The organism is Catellatospora chokoriensis, assembly GCF_011297315.1.
Classification (GTDB): domain Bacteria; phylum Actinomycetota; class Actinomycetes; order Mycobacteriales; family Micromonosporaceae; genus Catellatospora; species Catellatospora citrea.
In genome coordinates, this window is sequence record NZ_JAAOTI010000034.1 from 1 (window position 1) to 23008 (window position 23008).

The 23008-nt window shown below is 71.6% G+C and carries 20 protein-coding genes; 5 read left to right on the plus strand and 15 right to left on the minus strand.

The features are described from left to right. Positions 1-155: 155 nt before the first annotated feature. The 4 genes from HAV39_RS35675 to HAV39_RS43450 form a co-directional block, all read right to left on the minus strand. Positions 156-875, minus strand: a complete 720-nt coding sequence (locus HAV39_RS35675; RefSeq protein WP_191843574.1) for a M50 family metallopeptidase — start codon at positions 873-875, stop codon at positions 156-158. A gap of 198 nt (positions 876-1073) precedes the next feature. Continuing rightward, positions 1074-1880 carry an SDR family oxidoreductase gene (locus HAV39_RS35680; protein ID WP_191843575.1) on the minus strand — a complete coding sequence of 269 codons (807 nt, stop codon included), beginning with the start codon at positions 1878-1880 and terminating at the stop codon, positions 1074-1076. Next, on the minus strand, positions 1880-3673 hold the full coding sequence (aspS, locus tag HAV39_RS35685; protein WP_191843576.1) for an aspartate--tRNA ligase: 1794 nt from the start codon (positions 3671-3673) through the stop codon (positions 1880-1882). Before aspS ends, HAV39_RS35680 begins: the two co-directional genes overlap by 1 nt. A 262-nt stretch (positions 3674-3935) precedes the next feature. Beyond that, positions 3936-4517 (minus strand): hypothetical protein, encoded by a 582-nt coding sequence (locus HAV39_RS43450; protein ID WP_191843577.1) that lies wholly within the window; start codon positions 4515-4517, stop codon positions 3936-3938. Positions 4518-4576: 59 nt separating this feature from the next. On the opposite strand from HAV39_RS43450, the gene HAV39_RS35695 reads away from it, so the two are divergent. After that, positions 4577-5272, plus strand: a complete 696-nt coding sequence (locus HAV39_RS35695; RefSeq protein WP_191843578.1) for a response regulator transcription factor — start codon at positions 4577-4579, stop codon at positions 5270-5272. Beyond that, positions 5269-6594 carry a sensor histidine kinase gene (locus HAV39_RS35700; RefSeq protein WP_191843579.1) on the plus strand — a complete coding sequence of 442 codons (1326 nt, stop codon included), beginning with the start codon at positions 5269-5271 and terminating at the stop codon, positions 6592-6594. The genes HAV39_RS35695 and HAV39_RS35700 overlap by 4 nt, the downstream gene beginning before the upstream one ends. A 128-nt stretch (positions 6595-6722) precedes the next feature. On the opposite strand, the gene HAV39_RS35705 is transcribed toward HAV39_RS35700, so the two are convergent. Genes HAV39_RS35705 through HAV39_RS35715 form a run of 3 tightly spaced genes read right to left on the minus strand, consistent with a single transcriptional unit; the run spans position 6723 to position 10399 of the window. After that, positions 6723-8285: a glycoside hydrolase family 3 protein gene (locus HAV39_RS35705; RefSeq protein WP_191843580.1), complete on the minus strand. Its 1563-nt coding sequence runs from the start codon at positions 8283-8285 to the stop codon at positions 6723-6725. 54 nt (positions 8286-8339) lie between these two features. Beyond that, positions 8340-9674 (minus strand): histidine--tRNA ligase, encoded by a 1335-nt coding sequence (hisS, locus tag HAV39_RS35710; RefSeq protein ID WP_191843581.1) that lies wholly within the window; start codon positions 9672-9674, stop codon positions 8340-8342. A gap of 29 nt (positions 9675-9703) precedes the next feature. Next, positions 9704-10399 (minus strand): MBL fold metallo-hydrolase, encoded by a 696-nt coding sequence (locus HAV39_RS35715; RefSeq protein WP_191843582.1) that lies wholly within the window; start codon positions 10397-10399, stop codon positions 9704-9706. 280 nt (positions 10400-10679) lie between these two features. Between HAV39_RS35715 and HAV39_RS35720 the strand changes: the two genes are divergently transcribed. From HAV39_RS35720 to HAV39_RS35730, 3 genes are all read left to right on the plus strand, one after another. Beyond that, positions 10680-11624: a peptidylprolyl isomerase gene (locus HAV39_RS35720; RefSeq protein ID WP_191843583.1), complete on the plus strand. Its 945-nt coding sequence runs from the start codon at positions 10680-10682 to the stop codon at positions 11622-11624. 26 nt (positions 11625-11650) lie between these two features. After that, a complete protein-coding gene (locus HAV39_RS35725; RefSeq protein WP_239120690.1) occupies positions 11651-12466 on the plus strand; it encodes a peptidylprolyl isomerase in 816 nt (271 codons plus the stop codon). Between the two features lie 156 nt (positions 12467-12622). Continuing rightward, entirely contained in the window at positions 12623-13438 is an 816-nt protein-coding gene (locus HAV39_RS35730; RefSeq protein ID WP_191843584.1) for a peptidylprolyl isomerase, read from the plus strand. A gap of 73 nt (positions 13439-13511) precedes the next feature. On the opposite strand, the gene HAV39_RS35735 is transcribed toward HAV39_RS35730, so the two are convergent. The 8 genes from HAV39_RS35735 to ruvC form a co-directional block, all read right to left on the minus strand. Continuing rightward, a complete protein-coding gene (locus tag HAV39_RS35735; protein WP_239120693.1) occupies positions 13512-15782 on the minus strand; it encodes a RelA/SpoT family protein in 2271 nt (756 codons plus the stop codon). A 430-nt stretch (positions 15783-16212) separates the two neighbouring features. Then, positions 16213-16767 carry an adenine phosphoribosyltransferase gene (locus tag HAV39_RS35740; RefSeq protein WP_373311806.1) on the minus strand — a complete coding sequence of 185 codons (555 nt, stop codon included), beginning with the start codon at positions 16765-16767 and terminating at the stop codon, positions 16213-16215. A 239-nt stretch (positions 16768-17006) separates the two neighbouring features. After that, the gene (gene secF / locus HAV39_RS35745; protein ID WP_191843586.1) at positions 17007-18119 is read right to left on the minus strand and encodes a protein translocase subunit SecF; all 1113 of its coding nucleotides are present in this window, start codon (positions 18117-18119) and stop codon (positions 17007-17009) included. Then, positions 18119-19981 carry a protein translocase subunit SecD gene (gene secD / locus HAV39_RS35750; protein WP_191843587.1) on the minus strand — a complete coding sequence of 621 codons (1863 nt, stop codon included), beginning with the start codon at positions 19979-19981 and terminating at the stop codon, positions 18119-18121. The genes secF and secD overlap by 1 nt, the downstream gene beginning before the upstream one ends. Positions 19982-20075: 94 nt before the next feature. Beyond that, a complete protein-coding gene (gene yajC, locus HAV39_RS35755; protein WP_275413940.1) occupies positions 20076-20402 on the minus strand; it encodes a preprotein translocase subunit YajC in 327 nt (108 codons plus the stop codon). A 151-nt stretch (positions 20403-20553) separates the two neighbouring features. Further along, positions 20554-21618, minus strand: coding sequence for a Holliday junction branch migration DNA helicase RuvB (gene ruvB / locus HAV39_RS35760; protein ID WP_191843588.1), 1065 nt, complete (start codon positions 21616-21618; stop codon positions 20554-20556). A gap of 209 nt (positions 21619-21827) precedes the next feature. Beyond that, positions 21828-22424: a Holliday junction branch migration protein RuvA gene (ruvA, locus tag HAV39_RS35765; protein WP_191843589.1), complete on the minus strand. Its 597-nt coding sequence runs from the start codon at positions 22422-22424 to the stop codon at positions 21828-21830. Next, positions 22424-22954, minus strand: coding sequence for a crossover junction endodeoxyribonuclease RuvC (ruvC, locus tag HAV39_RS35770; RefSeq protein WP_191843647.1), 531 nt, complete (start codon positions 22952-22954; stop codon positions 22424-22426). The genes ruvA and ruvC overlap by 1 nt, the downstream gene beginning before the upstream one ends. Between the last annotated feature and the right edge of the window lie 54 nt (positions 22955-23008).

A 23008-nucleotide genomic window follows, 5' to 3' on the forward strand; every position in this document is an offset into this window, starting at 1 on the left:
GCTCCGCCCTGTCCCGCCCCGCCCGCCCGCCCGCCCGCCCGCCCCGAATAGACATTGGCCTATCTGGATGAGTTTTTCGCGATCGAACTCATCCAGATAGGCCAACGTCTATCACAAGCGGGCCGCGTCGGCGTCGCCGCCGCCGCAGCGGCAGGTCACCGGGGCAGGGCGGTCTCGGGTAGCAGGTCGAGCAGGTAGGCGCCGGCGAGCAGGGAGCCGACGGTCCAGAGCAGGAAGACGAAGACCCAGAAACCGCCGGGCAGCCGGGTGATCCCGGCGAGCTGGTCGGGGTCGGAGCGCATGCCGCTGCCCCGGCGGCGGTGCAGCTGCACCTCCACCACTGGCCGCACCCCGCCGATGAGCAGGAACCACACTCCCGTGTACGCGAACAGCGCCTGCCACGGCCCGGTGGCATACCAGGACACGGCGAACACGGCCGCCCCGGTGGCCAGGATCAGCAGCAGCCCGTAGAAGTTGCGGATCATGATGAGGATCGGGACCAGCAGCAGGATCGTCAGCCACAGCAGCAGCCGGATGTGCCCCCGGTCGAGCAGGGCCGCGCCCCCGATGCCGAGCAGCGACGGGGTCGCGTACCCGGCGAGCAGGGTGACGGCCATGCCGATCCCGGTCGGCTTGCCCTTCATGATGGTCAGCCCGGACGTGTCCGAGTGCAGCCGGATGCCGCGCAACCGCCGCCCGGTGAGCACCGCCGCGGCCGCGTGCCCGCCCTCGTGCGCGATGGTGATGGCGTTGCGCACCACGCGCCAGGTCGTGTTGACGCCGACCAGCGCCAGCGCGATCAGCGCCGCACCGGCCACCACGCCGAATGGGGGCTGCGCCTGCGCCGCGAGGATGTCACCGAGGGAAACCGACATCAGCGCACCTTACCCGCGCCCCACCACCGGCACGATCCCCCGCCCGCACCGAGCTCCACCACCACGCCCGCACACCCGCCGCCGCCGCGACGCGGCTGCAGTTTCGGGGAAACTGCAGCTTCGAGCTACGCCTGACCTGCAGTTTCCCCGAAACTGCAGGTCGATCCACGATATGCGCCCGGGCGGGGGCGGGGTGGGTCAGGCGAGGATCTCGGTGACGCCGCGCAGGCGGGTGCGCAGGAGGGACTGGGCGAGGGTGGTGTCGAGGCGGACCTCGGCCGGGGAGACGAAGCCGCGTTCGAGGGCGGAGCCGCCCGGGACGGCTTCGGCGGGGACGCCGTGCTTGGCGGCGACGCGTACGCCCAGCTCGTAGCGGCTGATCGGCTCGGGCCCGGCCACGTTGAGGATGCCGCGGAAGTCGCCCTCGGCCAGCTCCAGCAGCGCGGCGGCCAGGTCGTCCACCGCGATCGGGCACCGGATGTGGTCGGTGAACAGCACGCCGCCCACCTGTCCGGCCGCCATGTCCAGCGCCAGCTGGTGCTGCTTCGAGTCGTCGTCCCCGATGATCAGCGAGGTGCGCGCGATCGCGGCGTCCGGATGCACGGCGAGCACCGCGGTCTCCGCCGCCGCCTTGGCCGCGCCGTACGGGTACACCGGCTCCGGCGGGTCGGCCTCGGTGTAGGGCGCCGGGCGGCCCTTGAAGATCGCGTCCGAGGACACGTGCACCAGCCGCGCGCCGTTACGCGCCGCGGCCGCCGCCACGTGGGCCGCGCCCAGCGCGGTGACCGCCCAGTCCGACTGGACGTAGCTGGTGTGCACCACGGCGTCGGGCCGCAGCTCGTCCAGCAGCAGGTCGACGGCCGCCCGGTCCCGGACGTCGAGCGGCACCAGCCCTTCCACCGAGGTGGAGTGGCTGGTGCCGGTCACGTCGTGCCCCGCCTTGCGGGCGAGGGCGACCAGACGGCCACCGGTGTATCCCGAACCTCCGGTGACCAGGATCCGCATTACTTCGCGGCGGCCTTGGCCTTGGCGGCGTCCTCGCCCGGGGCCTTCGGCTTGGCGTCCACGCCGGCCTCCAGACGCTGCTGCCCGGTGATCGGGGTGGGCGCGCCGGTCAGCGGGTCGAAGCCGCCGCCCGACTTCGGGAACGCGATGACGTCGCGGATCGAGTCCACGCCGGCCAGCAGCATGCAGACCCGGTCCCAGCCCAGCGCGATGCCGCCGTGCGGCGGCGGGCCGTACGCGAACGCGTCGAGCAGGAAGCCGAACTTGTCCTTGGCCTCCTCATCGGTGATGCCGAGCAGGGTGAACACCCGCTTCTGCACGTCACCGCGGTGGATACGGATCGAGCCGCCGCCGATCTCGTTGCCGTTGCAGACGATGTCGTACGCGTACGCCAGCGCTTTGTCCGGGGCGGTCTCGAAGTTGTCGATCCAGTCCTCGTTCGGCGAGGTGAACGGGTGGTGCACCGCGGTCCACGCGCCCTCGACGACGCCCTCACCCGGGATGTCGACCGGCTCGAACATGGGCGCGTCGACGACCCAGCAGAACGCCCACGCCGACTCGTCGATCAGGTTCGCCCGCTTGGCGATCTCGATGCGGGCCGCGCCGAGCAGCTCCTGGGAGTGGCGGCGGGTGCCCGCGGCGAAGAACACGGCGTCGCCGGGCTTCGCGCCGACGGCGTCGGCCAGGCCGGCCAGGTGTGCCTCGGACAGGTTCTTGGCGACGGGGCCGCGGGCCTCGCCGGTCTCCGCGTCGAGCACCACGTAGGCCAGGCCGCGGGCGCCGCGCGCCTTGGCCCAGTCCTGCCAGCCGTCGAGCTCCTTGCGGGTCTGCGCCGCGCCGCCGGGCATGACCACCGCGCCGACGTACTCGGCCTGGAACACCCGGAACCCGGTGCCCTCGAAGTACTTCGTCAGCTCGGTCAGCTCGACCTGGTAGCGCAGGTCGGGCTTGTCGGAGCCGTAGCGGTTCATCGCGTCGTGGTACGTGATGCGCGGGATCGGCGTCGGGATCTCGTGGCCGGCCAGCTCGCGCCACAGCGAGCCGACGATCTCCTCGCCGAGCTCGATGACGTCGTCCTGGGTGACGAACGACATCTCGATGTCGAGCTGGGTGAACTCGGGCTGCCGGTCGGCGCGGAAGTCCTCGTCGCGGTAGCAGCGCGCGATCTGGTAGTAGCGCTCCATGCCGGCGACCATCAGCAGCTGCTTGAACAGCTGCGGCGACTGCGGCAGCGCGTACCACGCGCCCGGCTGCAGCCGGACCGGCACCAGGAAGTCACGCGCGCCCTCGGGCGTGGACCGGGTCAGCGTCGGCGTCTCGATCTCCAGGAAGTCGCGCGCGCCCAGCACCTCGCGGGCGATGGCGTTGGCCCGCGAGCGCAGCCGGATGGCCTTGGCCTGGTTGGCCCGGCGCAGGTCCAGGTAGCGGTGGCGCAGGCGGGCCTCCTCGCCGACGGTGACGTGCTCGTCGATCGGGAACGGCAGCGGCGCGGCCTCCGACAGCACGGTCAGGTCGGTGACGGTGACCTCGATCGCGCCGGTCGGCAGCTCGGGGTTCTCGTTGCCCTCGGGACGCGTGCCCACGGTGCCGGTGACCTTGACGCAGTACTCGTTGCGCAGCGCGTGGGCCTGGGCCTCGTCGCGGAACACGATCTGCACGATGCCGGAGGCGTCGCGCAGGTCGATGAAGGTCACTCCGCCGTGATCACGTCGCCGGGCCACCCAGCCGGCGAGGGTGACGCTCTGGCCGGCGTGCTCGGCACGCAGACTGCCAGCGGTGTGGGTACGGATCACGATGCTCTCCTCGGACTGCGGAAACACGCCGCGGAACGCGGTGCGGCGCCAGAGGTCATTCTCGCATGTGCCCGGGTTCGCCCTGCCGCGAGCGCGGCCTACCTGAAATCCGCCTCAAACACGGCCCAAGAAGGGCTTAGCGAGCTTTGTCCCCGGCCCGGCGGATCCGAGGCTCATTCGTATGACGTCCGCGCTCCGTGCCTCCTGTCTGCGTGCCGGCTCTCACCCGGCACGCCCCCGGAGCCGCCGCGCGCCTCCCCCGTCAGCCGACGGTGGACACCTCCGAGTAGGGACGCCCCTCCCACCAGATCGCGTCGACGACGATCTGGTCGGAGGCGCGGTGGAACTGCACCACCACCCGCTCCGGATCCGGCTGCGAGGTGGCCACCTGGTAGTCGCCGCGCGGCGTGGCCGAGACGAGATGCACCCGTTCGTGTGCCATCCGGATCACCGCGGTGCCGCCGGCGGTCGGGAAGCTGCGCAGATACGACCGCGAGCCGTCGGACTCGGTGAACACCTGCCAGCCGTCGACCGTCATGACCGGTGACGGCGGGGACGGCGCGGGCCTGGCCGCGGCGGACGGCGACGTGCGCGCCGGGGCCGGGGAGGTGAGCGTCGCCGCGGGCGGCGGGGACGGCGACGGCATCGGCACGAGGGTGACGGTCGGGACCGGACGCGACGGCGTGACCAGCGGCGCGGGGGCCTGCGGCGGCAGCGCCTCCAGCCGCAGGGGCACCGGCTCGGGCACCGCCGTGGCCAGCACCGGGCCCAGTCCCACCCAGACCACGGCCGCGGCCGAGGCGGTCACCGCAGCCCAGCCGCCGACGTATGTCGCCGACCTCAACGCAAACGGCCACCCCGAACCCATCCCGCTATCTAACAGCTTCCGATACGGTGCGAGCCATGCCCCTCGTACTCGTCGTGGAGGACGACCCCGCCATTCGCGACGCGCTCGGCAACGCCCTGACCGTCGCCGGATACGCCGTGCAGACGGTCGGCACCGCGCTGCAAGGCCTGAAATCGCTCACCAGCGAACGCAGCGAGCGACCCGACCTGGTCATCCTCGACCTCGGACTGCCCGATCTGGACGGAGCCGACGCCCTGCGCATGATGCGAGCCGTCAGTGACGTGCCGGTGATCATCGCGACCGCCCGCCGCGGCGAGCACGACGCCATCCGGCTGCTCAACTCCGGCGCCGACGACTACATGACCAAGCCGTTCTCCGCCGCGCACGTGACCGCCCGGGTCGCCGCGGTGCTGCGCCGGAGCCAGCCGCGCAGCGAGTCCTCCGACACCGTGGTCGAGATCGGCCCGCTGCGCATGGACGAGAGCACGCGAATGGTCACCCTCGACGGCACCCCGCTGACCCTGACCCGCAAGGAGTACGACGTGCTGGCCTACCTCGCGGCGCGGGTGGGCCGGGTGGTGACCCGCCGCGAGCTGTTCACCGAGGTGTGGCAGCAGCCCTTCGTCGGGGCCGACCAGACCCTGGACGTGCACCTGTCCTGGCTGCGGCGCAAGCTCGGCGAGACCGCGGCGCAGCCGCGCATGCTGCGTACCATCCGCGGGGTCGGCGTGATGCTGGTGCCGCCGTCATGAGGGCGATGCTGGCCCGCGGCGCGCTCGCGGTGACGTCGATGGTGGCGCTGGCCTTCCTCGTGCCGCTCGCCCTGGTCACGAAGCAGATCGCCGAGGACCGGGCGCTGCTCGACGCGCGCCAGCAGGCCGCCGCGGTGGTCACCGCGCTGGCCGTGTCGACCGACCCGGCGGTGCTGAGCCGGGCCATGGCGGCCACCGCCGACGGCCCGCGCCAGCGCCTGGCCGTGCACCTGCCCACCGGGGTCTCGCTGGGCGCGAGCCGGGCCGAGACGGCCGACATCAAGCTGGCCGCCGACCGCGGCGGCTCGCTCACCGCGCCGGTCGAGGACGGGCTGGTGTATCTGCAGCCGGCCGCGCTCGACGGGACCCGCAACGCGGTCGTCGAGGTGTTCGTGCCCGAGGCGGACCTGTCCCGCGGCGTGGCCACCGCCTGGTGGTCCATGGGCGCGCTGGCGGCGCTGCTGGTCGCGGTGTCGGTGGCGCTGGCCGACCGGCTCGGCTGGCGGGTGGTCGGCGCGACCCGGCAGCTGGCCCGCGCCTCGCGGGCGGTCGGCTCCGGCGACCTGACCGTACGCGTCGAGCCCGCCGGCCCGCCCGACCTGGTGGAGGTGGGCGAGGCCTTCAACGCGATGGCCGACCGGCTCAACGCGGTCATCGACGCCGAACGCGAACGCGCCGCCGACCTGTCGCACCGCCTGCGCACCCCGCTCACCGCGCTGCGCCTGGACACCGACGCGCTGCCGCCGGGCCCGGAGAGCGACCGCATGCGCCAGGCCGTCGAAGCCCTCGACGCCGAGATCGACGCGATCATCGCGGGCGCGCGCCGCACCGCCGCCGAGCGCGCCGCCGAGGAGACCGACCTGGTCGACGTGGTGGCCGACCGGCTGGCGTTCTGGGCCGTGCTCGCCGAGGACCACGGCCGCCCCTGGCAGGTCGTCGGCGCGGACGAGCCGGTCTGGCTGCCGGTGCCGCGCTCCGACGCGATCGGCGCGGTCGACGCGCTGATCGGCAACATCTTCCGGCACACCCCGCACGGCACCGGGTTCCGCGTCACCGTCACCCCCGACGCCCTGGTGGTCGAGGACGGCGGCCCCGGCATCGCCGACGCCGACGCGGCCCTGCAGCGCGGCGTGAGCGGCGGCGGCTCCACCGGCCTCGGCCTGGACATCGTCTGCCAGCTGGCCCGCCAGGCAGGCGGCAGCGTCGCCGTCGACCACGGCGACCTGGGCGGCGCCCGCGTCACCATCACCCTGACCCCGCTGGCCCCGGCCGCCCCCGCCCACGCCGCCGCCGTCCGCTTCCGCCGCGGCCAGCAAGCCTGACCGACCCCACCCCGTTCTTAATAGACGTTGGCCTATCTGATCGAGAATTCGAAGATCGAACTCGATCTGATAGGCCAACGTCTATGGAAAAGCGGGTGTGGCACGGGGGCCGCGGTGACCCTGGTGGATCACCGCGTGGAGCCGGCCAGCGCCTCCGCGGCGGCCTGGCCGCAGACGGCGGCTGCGCCGTACGTGGCCAGGTGCACCGCGCCCACGGGCGCGCCCGCGGCCACGCCCATCTCGACCACGACCGTCTCCGGGCGGGCGGCCACCACGGCCTCGATCAGGTGCGCCAGCCACGGGTGGCGGTGCGGGTCGCGGCAGACCAGCACCGGCACGCGCCCTTCGGCGCCGGCCAGCACGTCGGCGACCGTCGCCTGCTCGTCCAGGCGGATCACGGTGGTGTCCGGGCGCAGGTCCTTCAGCGGCGCGCCGACGCCCCACGGCGTACGCGCCTCGATGGCGAGGTTCATCGCGACGCCGAACTCGACCACGTGCGCGGGCGCGGCCAGCGGCAGCGTGCCGGCCCCGGTGACGCGCAGCGCGCGGCGGGCCGCGGCCAGGCCGATCTCGGGCCGGTCCGCGGCGTGCCAGCGGGTCGCGGCGGCGGCGCGCTCGCCCCGCTGGGCGGCGCTGTCGGCGGCGAACACGGCGACCCGCGAGGCCGCCTCGGCCAGCCGGCTCTCCGGCAGCTCGCCGCTGACGACGGCGTCGACGATGCTGGTGCGCAGCAGCTCGACGACGGCCTCGTCGGAACTCTCGCCGCCGACGCAGATGGCGTCCGCGCCCCCGGCGATGGCCAGCGCGGCCGCGCCGCCCAGGCCGTAGCGCTGCGAGACCGACGCCATCTCGATGCCGTCGGTGACCACCAGGCCCTTGAAGCCGAGCTGCTCGCGCAGCAGGTCGATGAGCACCGAGCGGCTCATGGTCGCCGGGCGCTCCGGGTCCAGCGCGGGCACCAGCAGGTGCGCGGTCATGATGGAGCGGACGCCGGCGTCGATCGCGGCGGTGAACGGCGGCAGCTCGACCTGGCCGAGCCGGGCGGCGTCGACCTCGATGACCGGCAGGCCGTGGTGGGAGTCGACGCCGGTGTCGCCGTGGCCGGGGAAGTGCTTGGCGCAGGCGGCCACGCCGGTGGACTGCAGGCCCCGGATCCAGGCGGCGGTGTGCCGGGCCACCAGGTCGGGGTCGCCGCCGAAGGAGCGTACGCCGATGACCGGGTTGGCCGGGTTGTTGTTGACGTCCGCGGCGGGCGCGTAGTCCAGGGTGATCCCCGCCGCGGCGAGCTGCGCGCCGATGTCGGCGGCGACGGCCTCGGTCAGCGCGGGATCGTCGACCGCGCCGAGGGCGTGGTTGCCGGGCCGGCGGCTGCCGTGCTCCACGTCGAGGCGGGTGACGTCGCCGGACTCCTCGTCGACGGCGATGATCACGTCGGGGTTCTCCGCCACCAGGGCCGCGCTCAGCGCCGCGACCTGGTCCAGGTCGACGATGTTGCGGGCGAACAGCACGACGCCGCCCAGCCCGTCGGCCAGGCGGCGGCGCAGCCAGTCCGGCGGGGTCGTGCCGACGAAGCCGGGCTGCAGCACCGCGTCGGCCAGCCGGAGCAGACCACGATCGTGCAGGTGGGGCCGCTGTCCCGGCGCTGTCGTGGTGCCCAGCGCCGGGGACGTGCGGTGGTCTGTCGTGGTCATGCGCGTACGGCCCCCGTTTCAGAGTCGAGGACCACACACTATTACTTAAGTTTCCTAATTAAAAGTCCCCTCCACCACCGGGATGAGATCCACCGCCGGAGGTGTCCAGTTTCCGGCCGACGCCTCGACCTGTTCGCCCGAACGGATGTCCTTGACCGTGTCCGCCGCGCCCTCGGCTCCGGGGAACCAGACGTACGGGATACCCCGCCGGTCGGCGAACTTGATCTGCTTGCCGAACTTGGCCGCGCTCGGCGAGACCTCGGTCGCGATGCCCCGCGCCCGCAGCTGCGCCGCGATCCGGTCGCACGCCCGCCGGTCCTCCTCGGCGCTGACCGCGATCAGCACGGCGGTCGGCACCGAACGGCTGGCCGACAGCGCGTTCTCGCCGAACAGCACCCCCAGCAGGCGGCTGACGCCGATGGACAGGCCGACGCCCGGGAACCGGTCGTTGCCGGAGCTGGCCAGGTTGTCGTAACGCCCGCCCGAGCACACCGAGCCGTAGCGCTCCAGCCCGGCCAGCTGCGTCTCGTACACCGTGCCGGTGTAGTAGTCCAGCCCGCGCGCGATCTTCAGCTCGGCCCGGCACAGGCCCGGCGAGTGCGCCCCGGCCGCCTCGACGACCGCGGCCAGCTCGGCCAGGCCCTCGTCCAGCAGCGGATCGCGCACGCCGAGCTGGTGCACGTCGTCGACGAACGACACGTCGGGCGAGGAGATCTCCGCCAGCGCCAGCACCAGCTTGGCCTGCGACTCGGTGACGCCCAGCGGAGCCAGCTCCGCGGTCACCCCGGCCGGGCCGATCTTGTCGAGCTTGTCCACGACCCGCATCACGGCCTCCGGGTCCACCAGGTCCAGCCCCTGGTAGAAGCCCTGCAGCACCTTGCGGTTGTTGACCATGACGGTCGGCTTGGGGATGGGCAGCCCGGCCAGCGCGTCACCGATCACCAGCGGCAGCTCGGCCTCGTAGTGCGCGGGCAGCGTGTCCCGGTCCACGATGTCGATGTCGGCCTGCACGAACTCGCGGTAGCGGCCCACCTGCGGACGCTCGCCGCGCCAGGCCTTCTGGATCTGGTAGCGGCGGAACGGGAAGTGCAGCTTGCCGGCGTTCTCCAGCACGAAGCGCGCGAACGGCACGGTCAGGTCGAAGTGCAGGCCGAGGCTCGCGTCGGAGGTGTCCTCGCCCTCGGCCTGCAGCCGGCGCAGCACGTACACCTCCTTGGAGGTCTCGCCCTTGCGCAGCAGCTGGTCGAGCGGCTCGACGGCGCGCGTCTCCAGTGACGCGAAACCGTACAGCTCGAAGGTGCGGCGGATGTGGTCCAGAAAGCGCTGCTCGATGATGCGCTGCGCGGGCAGCCACTCGGGGAAGCCGGACAGCGGCGTGGGCTTGCTCATGAAAAGGTCACTCCAAGGGAAAGGCTGAGTCAGAAGCCCCGGCGGGGCGCGTCGCCGACGGTCAGCAGGTCGCGCAGGAACGGGTTGCGCGCACGCTCGCGGCCGATGGTCGTCGACGGCCCGTGACCGGGGAGCACCACGGTCTCGTCGGCCAGGGTCAGCACCTTGTCGCGCAGGCTCTCGGTCATGCGCGCCATGCTGCCGCCCGGCAGGTCGGTGCGGCCGATGCCGTCCCGGAAGAGCACGTCGCCGGTGAAGCAGAGCGGCTCGCCCTCCCGGCCCGGCATCCGGAACATCACCGACCCGCCGGTATGGCCCGGCGCATGGTCCACGGTGATCTCCAGCCCGGCGAGGCTCAGCACGGCTCCGTCGGTCAGCTCGGCGACGTCGTCCGGCTCGGCGTAGGGCAGCCGCCCGCCGAACATGGCGCTCAGGTCGACCGACAGCGCCTTGGCCGGATCGGCCAGCAGCTCGCGGTCGGCCGGGTGGATCCAGGCGGTGATGCCCCGGGCCCCGCACACCGGCGTGACGGAAAAGGTGTGGTCCAGGTGCCCGTGGGTGAGCACGACGGCGGCCGGCCGCAGCCGGTGCTCGGCGAGGACCGCGTCGAGGTGGTCCATGACCCCGATGCCCGGGTCGATCACCACGCACTGCTCGCCGGGAGCGCTGGCGACCACATAACAGTTGGTCCCGAACGCCTGCGCCGGAAAGCCCACCACAAGCACGACAAAACCCCTCTCCGCAGACTTCAGCGCCCAGCCTAGTGCCAGTGGGGGCATCGACGGCCCACGGCACGGACGCCGCGGATGGCGATCATCCGTCACAGAACGAGGACAGGCATACGTGTTTCTCAGCGTTTACCCGTACACTCGCTCGGACGTGTGGCGCGGCCCACGCCCGGCGGAGGCCGGCGCGGCGCGTGATGCGACACCAACCCCCTAACGTGATAAAGGTGACACAGCGGACACGCTTCGCTGCGGTCAAATGGTGACAGGAGGAGCTCGGGTGGCTTCCAGCAATACCCGACAGCGCAAGCTGGCCCGCGCCAAGGTCGACCGGCAGATGGCTCGCCGGGCCGATCAGGAGCGCCGCTCGCGCCAGCTCAAGGCGGTGTTCGGCGGACTGTTCGCGATCGTGCTCGTCGGTGTGCTCGGGGCGTGGAGCCTCGGCGCCTTCGACGCCAAGCCGACGGACACGGTCGCCGAGACCTGCGCCTGGAACCCGCTGGACGTGGCGGGCAACCCATCCCTGAAGGACGCGGGCAAGCCGGCGACCAGCGGCATGCCGACCTCGGGCACGTCCGCGATGACGGTCGCCTTCGACAGCGGCAACGTCGTCGCCGAGCTCGACCGCACCGCCGCCCCGTGCGGCGCGGCCAGCCTGAAGTACCTCGCCGACAGCGGGTTCTACAACGACACCAAGTGCCACAAGCTGACCCACGGCGAGGGCGACTTCGCGCTGGCCTGCGGTGACCCCTCCGGCACCGGCAACGGCGGCGCGGCGTACTCCTGGTGGACGGAGAACCCGCCGGCGGCGGCCGAGGAGCCGAGCGCGGCGCCGTCGACCACCTCGAGCGCGGCGGCTGCGGCGAGCCCGAGCCCGAGCGCGAAGGCGGCGGTCCGTTACCAGGCCGGCACGGTCGCCATGACGCCGAACGTCAACGGCAGCCAGTTCGTGATCTTCTACCAGGACTCGACGACCGAGACCGCGTACTCGATCGTCGGCAAGCTGACCTCCGGCCTCGACGTCATCAAGAAGATCGCCCAGGCCGGCACCACCGCGAACGAGGCGGGCGAGGACACCAAGCCCAAGCAGGACGTCGTGGTCAAGACGCTGACGGTGGTCGACACCACCGCCCCGGTTTCGCCGTCCACCCCGGCCAGCCCAACCGCACCGGCCGCGTCCGGCGCGGCCACCACCCCGAAGCCGTCGGCCTCGACCGCCAGTTGATCAGTAGTTAGCAGGAGGACAGACCCGTGAGTTCCACGATCCAGCGCCAGCGCGCGGCGGCCCGCGCGCGGCTCGAGCGCCAGATGGGCGAGCGGCTGGAAGAGGCCCGCAAGCGCAAGCAGCGCAACGCCGTGATCGGTGCGGCGGTGGCCCTGCTGCTCGTCATCGGCGGCACGATCTGGCTGATGAACGTCGTCGGCGGCAAGGACGAGACGCCGGCCACCGCCGCTCCGCTGCCGGACGGCCAGGTGTGCACCTGGACGCCCGACGCCGCGGGCAACCCCAACCTCAAGGACGTCGGCACGCCGCCGACCGAGGTGAGCGCCAAGGGCAAGCAGACCATGACGATCACCACCAGCGCCGGCGTGGTCGAGATCGCCGTGAACACGGCCAAGGCACCGTGCACGGCGGCCAGCTTCACCTACCTGGCGGGCAAGAACTTCTTCGACAACACCAAGTGCCACCGGCTCACCACCGAGGGCATCAAGGTGCTGCAGTGCGGCGACCCGTCGGGCACCGGCATGGGCGGCCCGTCGTACAAGTTCGCCGAGGAGAACCTGCCCAACGTGACCGACCAGGCCACCGCGTACCCGGCCGGCACGGTCGCCATCGCCAACACCGGCCAGCCCGGCAGCAGCGGCAGCCAGTTCTTCCTCGTCTACGGCACGTCGCCGCTGGAGTCGAAGTACACCGTGCTGGGCACCATCACCAAGGGCCTGGACATCGTCGAGAAGATCGGCAAGGACGGCGCGGTCGACAAGGACGGCAAGGCCATCGGCGACGGCGCGCCGAAGACGCCGGTCACCATCACCTCGGTGAAGATGACCCCGGCCGAGAGCTGATCGACGGCACGGCAGCAGTCGAAGAGGGGCGGGGCCTGACGGCCCCGCCCCTCTTCGCATGTCCGGTCCGTCGGTTGTGGACACGGCCGGTGCGACCGCCGGTGCACGCGCTGCCGGAAGGCGCTACGCTGCGGTTCCACCTGTGACAGGAGACCCGTGGCCACCACCCCCTGGACGCCCGACAGCAGTTCGCCTCAAGCTCCCGCGACGCAGCGCCGCGGCACCAGCGGTTGCCTGATCGCGGCGGTGGTGACCGCCATCGTGGTGGCGCTGATCTGCGCGGTGGTCGCCGCCGTCGTGCTGGTGCTGCGGCTGGGTGAAGGGGCCGACACCGGCGCCGCGCCCGCGGAGCGTCCGGCCGCCACGAACGCCCCCGCGGCCGGCAGGTGCCGGTGGCTGCCGGCCGACGAGGCGTCGAACCCGAACGTCAAGAACGTCGGCACCCCGCCGACGACCGTGCCGACGACCGGCACCCAGCAGCTCACCATGACCACCGGCCAGGGCGTGATCACGGTGGAGGTCGACACCGCCAAGGCCCCGTGCGCGGCGGCGAGCATCACCTACCTGGCCGGCCGGAAGTTCTTCGACAACACCAGGTGCCACCGGCTCACCACCGCGGGCATCAGCGTGCTGCAGTGCGGCGACCCGTCGGGCACCGGCATGGGCGGCCCGTCGTACAAGTTCGCCGAGGAGAACCTGCCGACGTCCGGCACGGACCCCTACCCCGTGGGCACGCTCGCGATGGCGAAGACCCAGGAGCCCGCCAGCACCGGCAGCCAGTTCTTCATCGTGTACGGCCCGACCCCGATCGACCCGCTCTACACCGTGCTCGGCAAGGTGACCGCGGGCATGGACGTGGTCCAGGCGATCGGCAGGGCCGGCGCGGTCGACGAGGCGGGCAACACGGCGACCGACGGCGCCCCCAAGTCTCCAGTCACGATCAGCGCCCTCACCGTGACCCCCGCGTCCTGACCGGATTTCATTTCGCAAATACGCGCGCCCCCGTCATGTCGACGGGGGCGCGCGTATTTGTCGGTTGCGGTGGTCAGGCCCCCGAGGTGACGCGGTAGGCGTCCATGACGCCTTCCACGCCGCGTACGGCGTTGAGCAGGTGGCCCAGGTGCTTCGGGTCGGCCATCTCGAAACTGAAGCGGCTGACCGCGATCCGGTCGCGGGTCGTGGTGACCGTCGCGGACAGGATGTTCACCCGCTCCTCGGACAGCGCCCGGGTGATGTCGGCCAGCAGCTTGTGCCGGTCGAGCGCCTCGACCTGGATGGCGACCAGGAACATCGAGCCCGCGGTCGGCTTCCAGGTGACCTCGACCAACCGCTCCGGCTGCGCCTTGAGGTCGCCGGTGTTGACGCAGTCCTCGCGGTGCACGCTGATCCCGCCGGAGCGGGTCATGAAGCCGTACACCTGGTCGCCGGGCACCGGGGTGCAGCAGCGGGCCAGCTTGATCCAGACGTTGGACACGCCCTTGACCGCGACGCCGGGGTCGTGGCCGGGCGCGCGGGTGCGGCTGGGCCGGGTCGGGATGGTGGACTCGGCGATGTCCTCGACCGCGCCCTCCTCGCCGCCGTATCCGGCGACCAGGCGCTGCACCACCGACTGCGCCGAGACCTGGCCCTCACCGACCGCCGCGTAGAGCGAGGTGATGTCGCTCAGGTGCAGCTCACGGGCGATGGCCAGCAGGCCGCCCGCGGTCAGCAGGCGCTGCAGCGGCAGCCCCTGCCGGCGCATGGCCCGGGCCAGGGAGTCCTTGCCCGCGTCGATGGCCTCGTCGCGGCGCTCCTTGTTGAAGTACTGCCTGATCTTCGTACGGGCCCGGGAGGACTTGACGAAGCCCAGCCAGTCCTGGGTGGGGCCCGCGCTCTCCGACTTGGACGTGAAGATCTCGATCACGTCGCCGTTGGACAGCACCGACTCCAGCGGCACCAGCTTGCTGTTGACCCGCGCGCCGATGCAGCGGTGGCCCACCTCGGTGTGCACCGCGTACGCGAAGTCGACCGGCGTGGAGCCGTTGGGCAGCGCGATGACCTCGCCCTTGGGCGTGAAGACGAACACTTCCTGGCTGGACAGGTCGTGGCGCAGCGCGTCGAGGAACTCGCCCGGGTCGGACGTCTCCCGCTGCCAGTCCAGCAGCTGGCGCAGCCAGGTCATGCCGTCGATGTGGCTGGACGGGCCGACCACCGTGGAGTTGGCCTTCGGGCCCTCCTTGTACTTCCAGTGCGCGGCGATGCCGTACTCCGCGGTGCCGTGCATCGCGTGGGTGCGGATCTGCATCTCGACCGGCTTGCCGTTGGGGCCGATCACGGTCGTGTGCAGCGACTGGTAGAAGTTCATCTTCGGCATGGCGATGTAGTCCTTGAACCGGCCGGGGACCGGTTGCCAGGCCGCGTGGATCACGCCGAGCGCCGCGTAGCAGTCGCGCACGGTGTCCACCAGGATGCGCACGCCGACGAGGTCGTAGATCTCGTTGAAGTCGCGGCCGCGCACGATCATCTTCTGGTAGATCGAGTACAGGTGCTTGGGCCGGCCGGTGACCTTCGCGTTGATCTTCGAGCCGCGCAGGTCGGCCTGCACCCGGTCGGTGACCTGCTTGAGCAGGTTGTCCCGCTGCGGGGTGTGGTCGCTGACCAGGCGCTGGATCTCCTTGAAGCGCTTGGGGAACAGCGTCGCGAAGGACAGGTCCTCCAGCTCCCACTTCACCGTGTTCATACCGAGCCGGTGCGCCAGCGGGGCCAGGATCTCCAGCGTCTCACGCGCTTTCTGCTCCCGCTTGGCCTGCGGCAGGAACGTCAGCGTACGCATGTTGTGCAGCCGGTCGGCGAGCTTGACCACCAGCACCCGCGGGTCCTTGGCGGTGGACACGACCATCTTGCGGATCGTCTCGGCCTTGGCCGAGTCGCCCAGCTTCACCTTGTCGAGCTTGGTCACACCGTCGACCAGCAGCGCGACCTCGTCGCCGAAGTCGGCGCGGGCCGCCTCCAGGGTGTAGGGCGTGTCCTCGATGGTGTCGTGCAGCAGCGCGGCCACCAGCGTGGTGGTGTCCATGCCGAGGTCGGCCAGGATGCTCGCGACGGCCAGCGGGTGCGTGATGTACGGGTCGCCGGACTTGCGGAACTGGCCCTCGTGCCACTGCCGGGCCGTCTCGTACGCCTTCTGCAGGACGCGGATGTCGGCCTTGGGGTGCGCGGCCCGGTGGGCGGCGATGAGCGGCTCCAGCTCCTCGCTGACACTGGCGGACTGCCAGGGCGCGTTGAAGCGGGACAGCCGGGCGCGCACGCGGCGGCCCGACGGCACGCCGGCGAACATGCCGAGCTGGTTGGTGCCGGGGGCGGCCCGCACCTCAGGTGCGGTGGCGCGCTCCTCCGGACCCCGGTCGGCCTCGGCCGTGGACTGCTCGTTCGTGCCCGGGAAGGGCAGCACGGCTGCTGCCTCGCGGGGCTCGGCCGCCTTCACGCCCTTCGCCGCCTTGGCCTTGTCAGGCCCGTTCCCGGCCGGTGGCGTCTCCGCCACGGCCACGCTGGGGGCGACTTCCTGAGACAACGGCCGCTCCTTCGAGTGAGGTTCGGATAGCCCATGCTACCTGTGTTCGGGCTCGCCGGCCGATTTGCCGACAGGTGCGTACCGCTGCCGGCAGCAGCCGGGGAGGGCACTCGTGGCGTCCGTCACCCGGGCGGGTGGTGGACGCGGTGCGACCGGACGCCCCTTGCGCGCCCCGGACGGTGGTGTGGGTGGAGCGCTAGATGCGCAGCAGGGCGTGCACCGGGCGGTCGCCCAGCCGCTCGCGGCCGCCGAGGAAGCCCAGTTCGATCAGCACCACGAAGCCGGCCAGTATTCCACCCGCGCGCTGCACCAGGTCCAGCGTCGCGTCGGCGGTGCCGCCGGTGGCCAGCACGTCGTCGACGACCAGCACCCGCTGGCCGGGCGTGAACGCGGCCTCGCTGATCTCCAGGGTCGCCGTGCCGTACTCCAGGGAGTATGTGGCCGCGTGGGCCACCCGGGGCAGCTTGCCGGCCTTGCGCACGGCCACCACACCCGTGCCGGCGGCGTACGCGACCGCGGCGGCCAGCACGAAGCCGCGCGCCTCCACGCCCACGACCACGTCGAACTCACCGGCGTACTGCGCCACGATCGCGTCGATGACGCCGCGGAACGCCTTGCCGTCGGCGAACAGCGGGGTCAGGTCCTTGAACAGGACACCCGTCTTCGGGAAGTCCGCCACGTCGACGACCATGTCGGCGACGAGCGCCGCGGTGGCGGGCCCGCTGTCACCCTGGATCAGATCGTTGGTCACGGGCACACCCTAGTACGCCCGGCCCTGCCGCCACACCGTCACCGCCGGTCCCACCGGCGAACTGTGTCCCCGCCCACGGCAAACCACCGTTGATCATGAAGTTGTGGCGGTGACACGCCGTCGAACCGTGCCATAAGTTCATGATCAACGGACGCGACGAGGCCCGGCCTACGCGGGCGACCGGGACACGGCGAGGCCCGGCCTCCGTGGGAGACCGGGCCTCGGATCGTGTTACCGGGTCAGCGGCGCTTGCCCGCCGGACGGCCCGCGGGACGGCCCGCCTTGGCGCCGACGGTGGGCTTGGCGCCCGCCTTCGGAGCCGCGCTGCCCGCACCCGCGCCGACCTGCGCCGGCAGGTCGCCCGCCGAGGACTTGGCCGGAGTGGCGCGGCGCGCCAGCACCCGCGCGGTGTGGTTGGCGATCTTCGGGTCCTTCTCCTTCAGCCACACCAGCACCGGCGTGGCGAAGAAGAGCGACGAGTAGACCGCGGTGCCCATACCGATGAACAGCACCAGACCCAGGTCCTTCAGCGTGCCCGCGCCGAGCAGGCCCGCGCCGATGAACAGCAGGCCGCCGACCGGCAGCAGCGCCACCAGCGCGGTGTTGATGGACCGCATGAAGGTCTGGTTCAGCGCCAGGTTGGCCGCCTCGGCGTACGTCTGGGTGCTGCTGCCCGTGATGCCGCGGGTGTTCTCCTGCACCTTGTCGAACACCACGACGACGTCGTAGAGCGCGAAGCCCAGGATCGTCAGGAAGCCGATCACCGTCGACGGCGTGACCTCGAAGCCGACCAGCGCGTACACCGCGGCGGTGGCCAGCAGGTCGAACACCAGCGAGGCGACCGCGGCCGCGGCCATCTGCCACTCGAAGCGGATCACCAGGTAGATGCTGACGACCAGCACGAACAGCGCCAGACCGATCAGCGCCTGCTCGGTGACCTGCTCGCCCCAGGCCTGGCTGACCCGGTTGCCGCTGACGTCGTCGGACTTCAGCTTCAGCGACGTGACGATCTTCTCCTTGACCGCCTCGGTCTCCTCGTTGGTCAGTGACGAGCTGCGCACCGTGTACGCGGCGTCGCCGACCTTCTGCGCCGGGACCAGCGAGGCGTCGGGCTTGACCGAGGTGATCGCTTCGTCGATCGCCTTCTCGACGTCGGCCAGGGAACCGGCCGAGACCGGCACCGTGAACTCGTTGCCGCCCTCGAACTCGATGCCCGGCTTGAACCCGGGCACGAACATCGCCACGACCGCGACCAGCATCACGAAGCCGGCGACGCTGAACCACAGCTTGCGCTTGCCGACGATCTGGAATCCGGCGTCACCGCTGTAGAGCCGGGATGCGAGACCACTCATCACTTAGCCTCCTTGGCTTCGTGCAGCACGCGGCCCAGGCCGCTGACGCGCGGGGAGAGGAACGCGTCGGTACGCGCGAACATCGTCATGATCGGGTGACGGAAGAGGAACACCACGACCAGGTCGATCAGGGTCGCCAGACCCAGCGCGAAGGCGAAGCCCGCCACCGCGCCGGAGGAGACGAGGTAGAGCACCAGCGCGGCCATCAGCGAGATCGCGTTGGCGGTCAGGATCGTCTTGCGGGCACGCACCCAGGCGCGGGGCACCGCGCTGCGCGGGCTGCGACCCTCGCGGATCTCGTCCTTCAGACGTTCGAAGTAGATGACGAAGGAGTCCGCGGCGACACCGAGCGAGACGATGAATCCGGCGATACCGGCCAGCGTCAGGGTGAAGCCCATCTCCCGGCCCAGGAACACCAGCGCCAGGAAGGTCAGCGCCGCCGACAGGATCAGCGACAGCACGATGACCGTGCCCAGCAGGCGGTAGTAGAAGAACGAGTAGATGACCACCAGCAGCATGCCGATGCCGGCCGCGAGCAGACCCGCCTGCAGGTGCTCACCGCCCAGCGTCGGGGTGATGGACTGGGCCTCCTGCTGGAGGAACGTCATCGACAGCGAACCGTAGTTCAGGTTGTTGGCCAGGTCGGTGGCCGACTTCTGGTCGAAGTCGCCGGTGATGACGGAGTCGTCACCGAGCACGCCCTGGATCTCCGGCGAGGAGATGACCTTGTTGTCCAGCACCACGGCGACGCGGCAGTGGCTGCCCGCGCCGAGCGCGGTCTGGTCGCACTTCTGGCCCTCGTTGTTGAACGACTCCTTGGTCAGCGAGGTCCACTTGTCCAGACCGTCGCTGGAGAAGTCCAGCGAGACCACCCGGCGGTTGGTGTTCTGCTCGATCTGCGGCGACGCCTTGTCGACGTCGGTGCCCTTGACCTTCGAGACGTCGAGCAGGTACTTCATGCCGTCCTCGCACGCGACGGCCTCGGCGTCCGGGTTGTTGATCGAGCCCGGGGGGCGCTTGTCGAGCTGCTCGCAGGAGACCTGCGGCACGTAGAACTGCACCTTCGGCGCCAGCAGCGCGACCTCGAAGTTGTTCAGCTGAGCGAACGGCTGGAGGACCTCGAGCTGGGCCGGGTCGGCCGCGACCGCGGTCAGCTTGCCGGCGGCGTCCCAGGCGGCCTTGCCGACCTTGGCCTGGACCTGCTCCACGGTCACCTTGGGGTTCGCGGGGGCGGACGGCTTCGGGGCGGCGGCCGGGCTGGCCGAGGCGACCGGGCTCTTGCTCGCGGCCGGGGTCGGCGTCGGGGTCGGCGCCATCGCGGCACCACCGCCGGTGCCACCGGTCGACGCGCTCACCGACGGCTTCGGCGTCGCCGCCGGGCTGGCCGCGGTGCTCGGCTTCGGGGAGCCGGACGCGCTGGCGCTCGGGCTCGGCGAGGGCTGCGGCGCGGCGGCCAGGCCGCTGCCGTCGGTCTGGCTCAGCAGCTTGCGGAAGAACAGCTGGGAGGCCTGGCCGACGTCGTTGATCGCGTCGTCGCCCTTCTTGGCCACCGAGATCACGATGTTCTGGTTGCCCTCGATGACGACCTGCGCCTCGGACACGCCACGGGCGTCGACCCGCTCGGCGATGATGCGGCGGGCCTGCTCGAGATCCTGCGTCGTCGGCGGCTTGCCATCGGCGCCGGTCTGCGCCAGGAGGGTGACCCGCGAGCCGCCGACGAGGTCAAGGCCGAGGTTGGGGGCGAGGCGATCTTCCCAGCCGCCCTTGCCGCCGAACCAGACCGCGCTGGCGAGGATGACGAAGATGGCGCCGAGAAGGGCAAGTTGCCTCCCGGGGCGCATCTGTCCCTGAGGTGGTGCCACGGCTGTCGAGTCTCCCTGGAATGAATGACGGATGGGGATGCGCCACGGCCGGCGCGGAAGAGATGCGCCTTAGCCGTGGCGTGGGGTCAGCGAGTTACTTTTCTTCCTTGACGGGGTTGTCCACCACGTGCTCGGTCGGCACGGTGACCTGCTCGGTCACCCGGCCCACGGCCGCGCGCGCGTAGCGGGCGGTCACGCCGGGCGAGATCTCGAGGGTGATGCTCTCGTCGTCCGTCGAGACCACCGTGCCGTACAGGCCGCCAATGGTGATCACCTTGTCGCCGGCACCGAGCGACTTCTGCATCGACTCGGCCTCCTTGCGACGCTTTGCCTGCGGCCGGATGAACATGAAGTACATCAAGCCGAAGAGCAGGGCGAACATGATGATCGTCGGCAACGCACTGCCGGAATTACCGCCCACTTTGTGACCTTTCCACACGGCCCCGCCGCGCGGCTCTGCACGCCGGCGGTGGCATCTGTCGTCCGTTCGGACCGCGCGAAGTCTAGTCGGTACGCGAGCGATCGCACACTTGCGGTGTAGGTCACGTTAAGATCACGAACGCGAGGTCCGCTTACGTGTCCGGCTGGCCGTCGACGGTGAACAAGTCGGGTGCCGTGATAGCACCGGCACCAAAAGTACCATTTGGTGGTTTTTTACCGAGATGACGCCACGCGGCGGCCGTCGCGACCCGGCCCCGGGGCGTACGCGCCAGCAGGCCCGCCCGCACCAGGAACGGCTCCACGACCTCCTCGACCGTGTCCGGCTGCTCCCCGACTGCCACGGCCAGGGTGGACAGCCCGACCGGTCCCCCGCCGAACAGCTCGACCAGCGACACCAGCACCGCCTTGTCCAGCCGGTCCAGCCCCATGTCGTCGACGTCGTACACCTTCAGCGCGGCGCGCGCCGAGGACACGTTGACCACCCCGTCCGAGCGCAGCTCGGCATAGTCGCGCACGCGGCGCAGCAGGCGGTTGGCGATACGCGGTGTGCCCCGGGACCGCCCGGCGATCTCCGCGATGCCCTCCTGCGTCGCCGCCACCCCGAGGATGCGCGCCGAACGCTGCAGTAGTGAGGCCAGCTCCGGCGCGCTGTAGAACTCCAGGTGCCCGACGAAACCGAACCGGTCACGCATCGGGCCCGTCAGCAGCCCGGCCCGGGTGGTCGCGCCGACCAGCGTGAACGGCTCCACGTCCAGCGGGATCGCGGTCGCGCCGGGCCCCTTGCCGACCATCACGTCGACCCGGAAGTCCTCCATCGCGCTGTACAGCAGCTCCTCGGCCGGCTTCGCGATGCGGTGGATCTCGTCGATGAACAGCACGTCGCCCTGCTGCAGGCTGGTCAGCACCGCGGCCAGGTCGCCCGAGCGCTCGATGGCCGGGCCCGACGTCATCCGCAGCGCGCCGCCCAGCTCCGCCGCGACGATCATGGCCAGGGTGGTCTTGCCCAGCCCCGGCGAGCCGGAGAACAGGATGTGGTCCGGCGGCGAGCCGCGCCGCAGCGCGCTGTGCAGCAGCACCTCCAGCTGCTCGCGGACGCGTTCCTGGGCGACGAACTCCGACAGCCGCTTCGGGCGCACCGACGCCTCGGCGTCGCGCTCCTCCGGCGAGGCCAGCGCGCTGACCAGTGAATCGGTCATCGCTTCTCCTCGCTGCGCTCGTCGTCACGATGAGTGGAAAGTTGCCGGGTTCGCTCGCGGTGCTCGCTCATCGCTTCTCCCCGCTGCGCTCGTCGTCACGATGAGTGGAAAGTTGCCGGGTTCGCTCGCGGTGCTCGCTCATCGCTTCTCCCCGCTGCGCTCGTCGTCACGATGAGTGGAAAGTTGCCGGATTCGCTCGCGGTGCTCGCTCATCGCGTCTTACCCAGCAGCCGGATCGCCTGCTTGAGCAGCACCGGCACGGGCGGGGTCGGGCCGTCGATCGTCTCGGCCACCGCGGTGACCGCCTGGTCGGCCTGCGCCTGGCTCCAGCCGAGCCCGACCAGGCCCTGGCACACCTGCTCGGTCCACGCCTGCGTGCGCCCGCCCTGGGCCGGCACCGCGGCCACCGGGCCGACCTTGTCGCGCAGCTCCAGGACCATCCGCTCGGCGCCCTTCTTGCCGATGCCCGGCACCTGGGTCAGCGTCGAGACGTCGCCGTGCGAGAGCGCGGCCCGCAGCACGTCGGGAGTGTGCACCGACAGCGCGGCCTGGGCCAGCTTCGGGCCCACCCCGGACGCCGTCAGCAGCAGCTCGAACAGCTGCTTCTCGTCGTCGTCGGGGAAGCCGAACAGGGTCAGCGAGTCCTCGCGCACGATCAGCGTGGCCGACAACCGGGCCTGCTGCCCGACCCGCAGCGCCGCCAGCGTGCCCGGCGCGCAGAGCAGGCGCAGGCCCACCCCGCCCACCTCGACCACGGCCGCGTCCGCGCCGATCGAGGCGACGGTCCCCGCCACACTCGCGATCATCACTGCCTGCCCTTCGCGGTACGGATGGCCTCGCTCAGCCGGTCGCGCGTGCCACCGCGCCAGATGTGGCAGATGGCCAGCGCCAGCGCGTCGGCCGCGTCCGCCGGGCGGGGCGGCGCGTCCAGCCGCAGCAGCCGGGTGACCATCGTGGTGACCTGCTTCTTGTCCGCCTGACCGGAGCCGGTCACGGCGGCCTTGACCTCGCTGGGAGTGTAGGTGCGCACCGGCAGCCCGGCGCGCGCGGCCGCCAGCACGGCGACCGCCGCCGCCTGCGCGGTGCCCATCACCGTGCGCACGTTGTGCTGGCTGAACACCCGCTCCACGGCGACGCTCTCCGGCTGGTGGCGCGCGATCAGCTCGGCCAGGTTGCGGTCCAGGTGCAGCAGCCGGTCGGCCAGGTCGGCGTCGGGATCGGACCCGATGACCGTGTAGTCGACCATCACGCAGGGCCGGCCGGGCACGCCCTCCACCACACCGACGCCGCACCGGGTCAGCCCCGGATCGACGCCGAGCACCCGCCGCTGCCGCACCTGCACCCGCTGCTCCGTCCACTTCGCCGTACGTGTGTACGACACCCTAGCGGA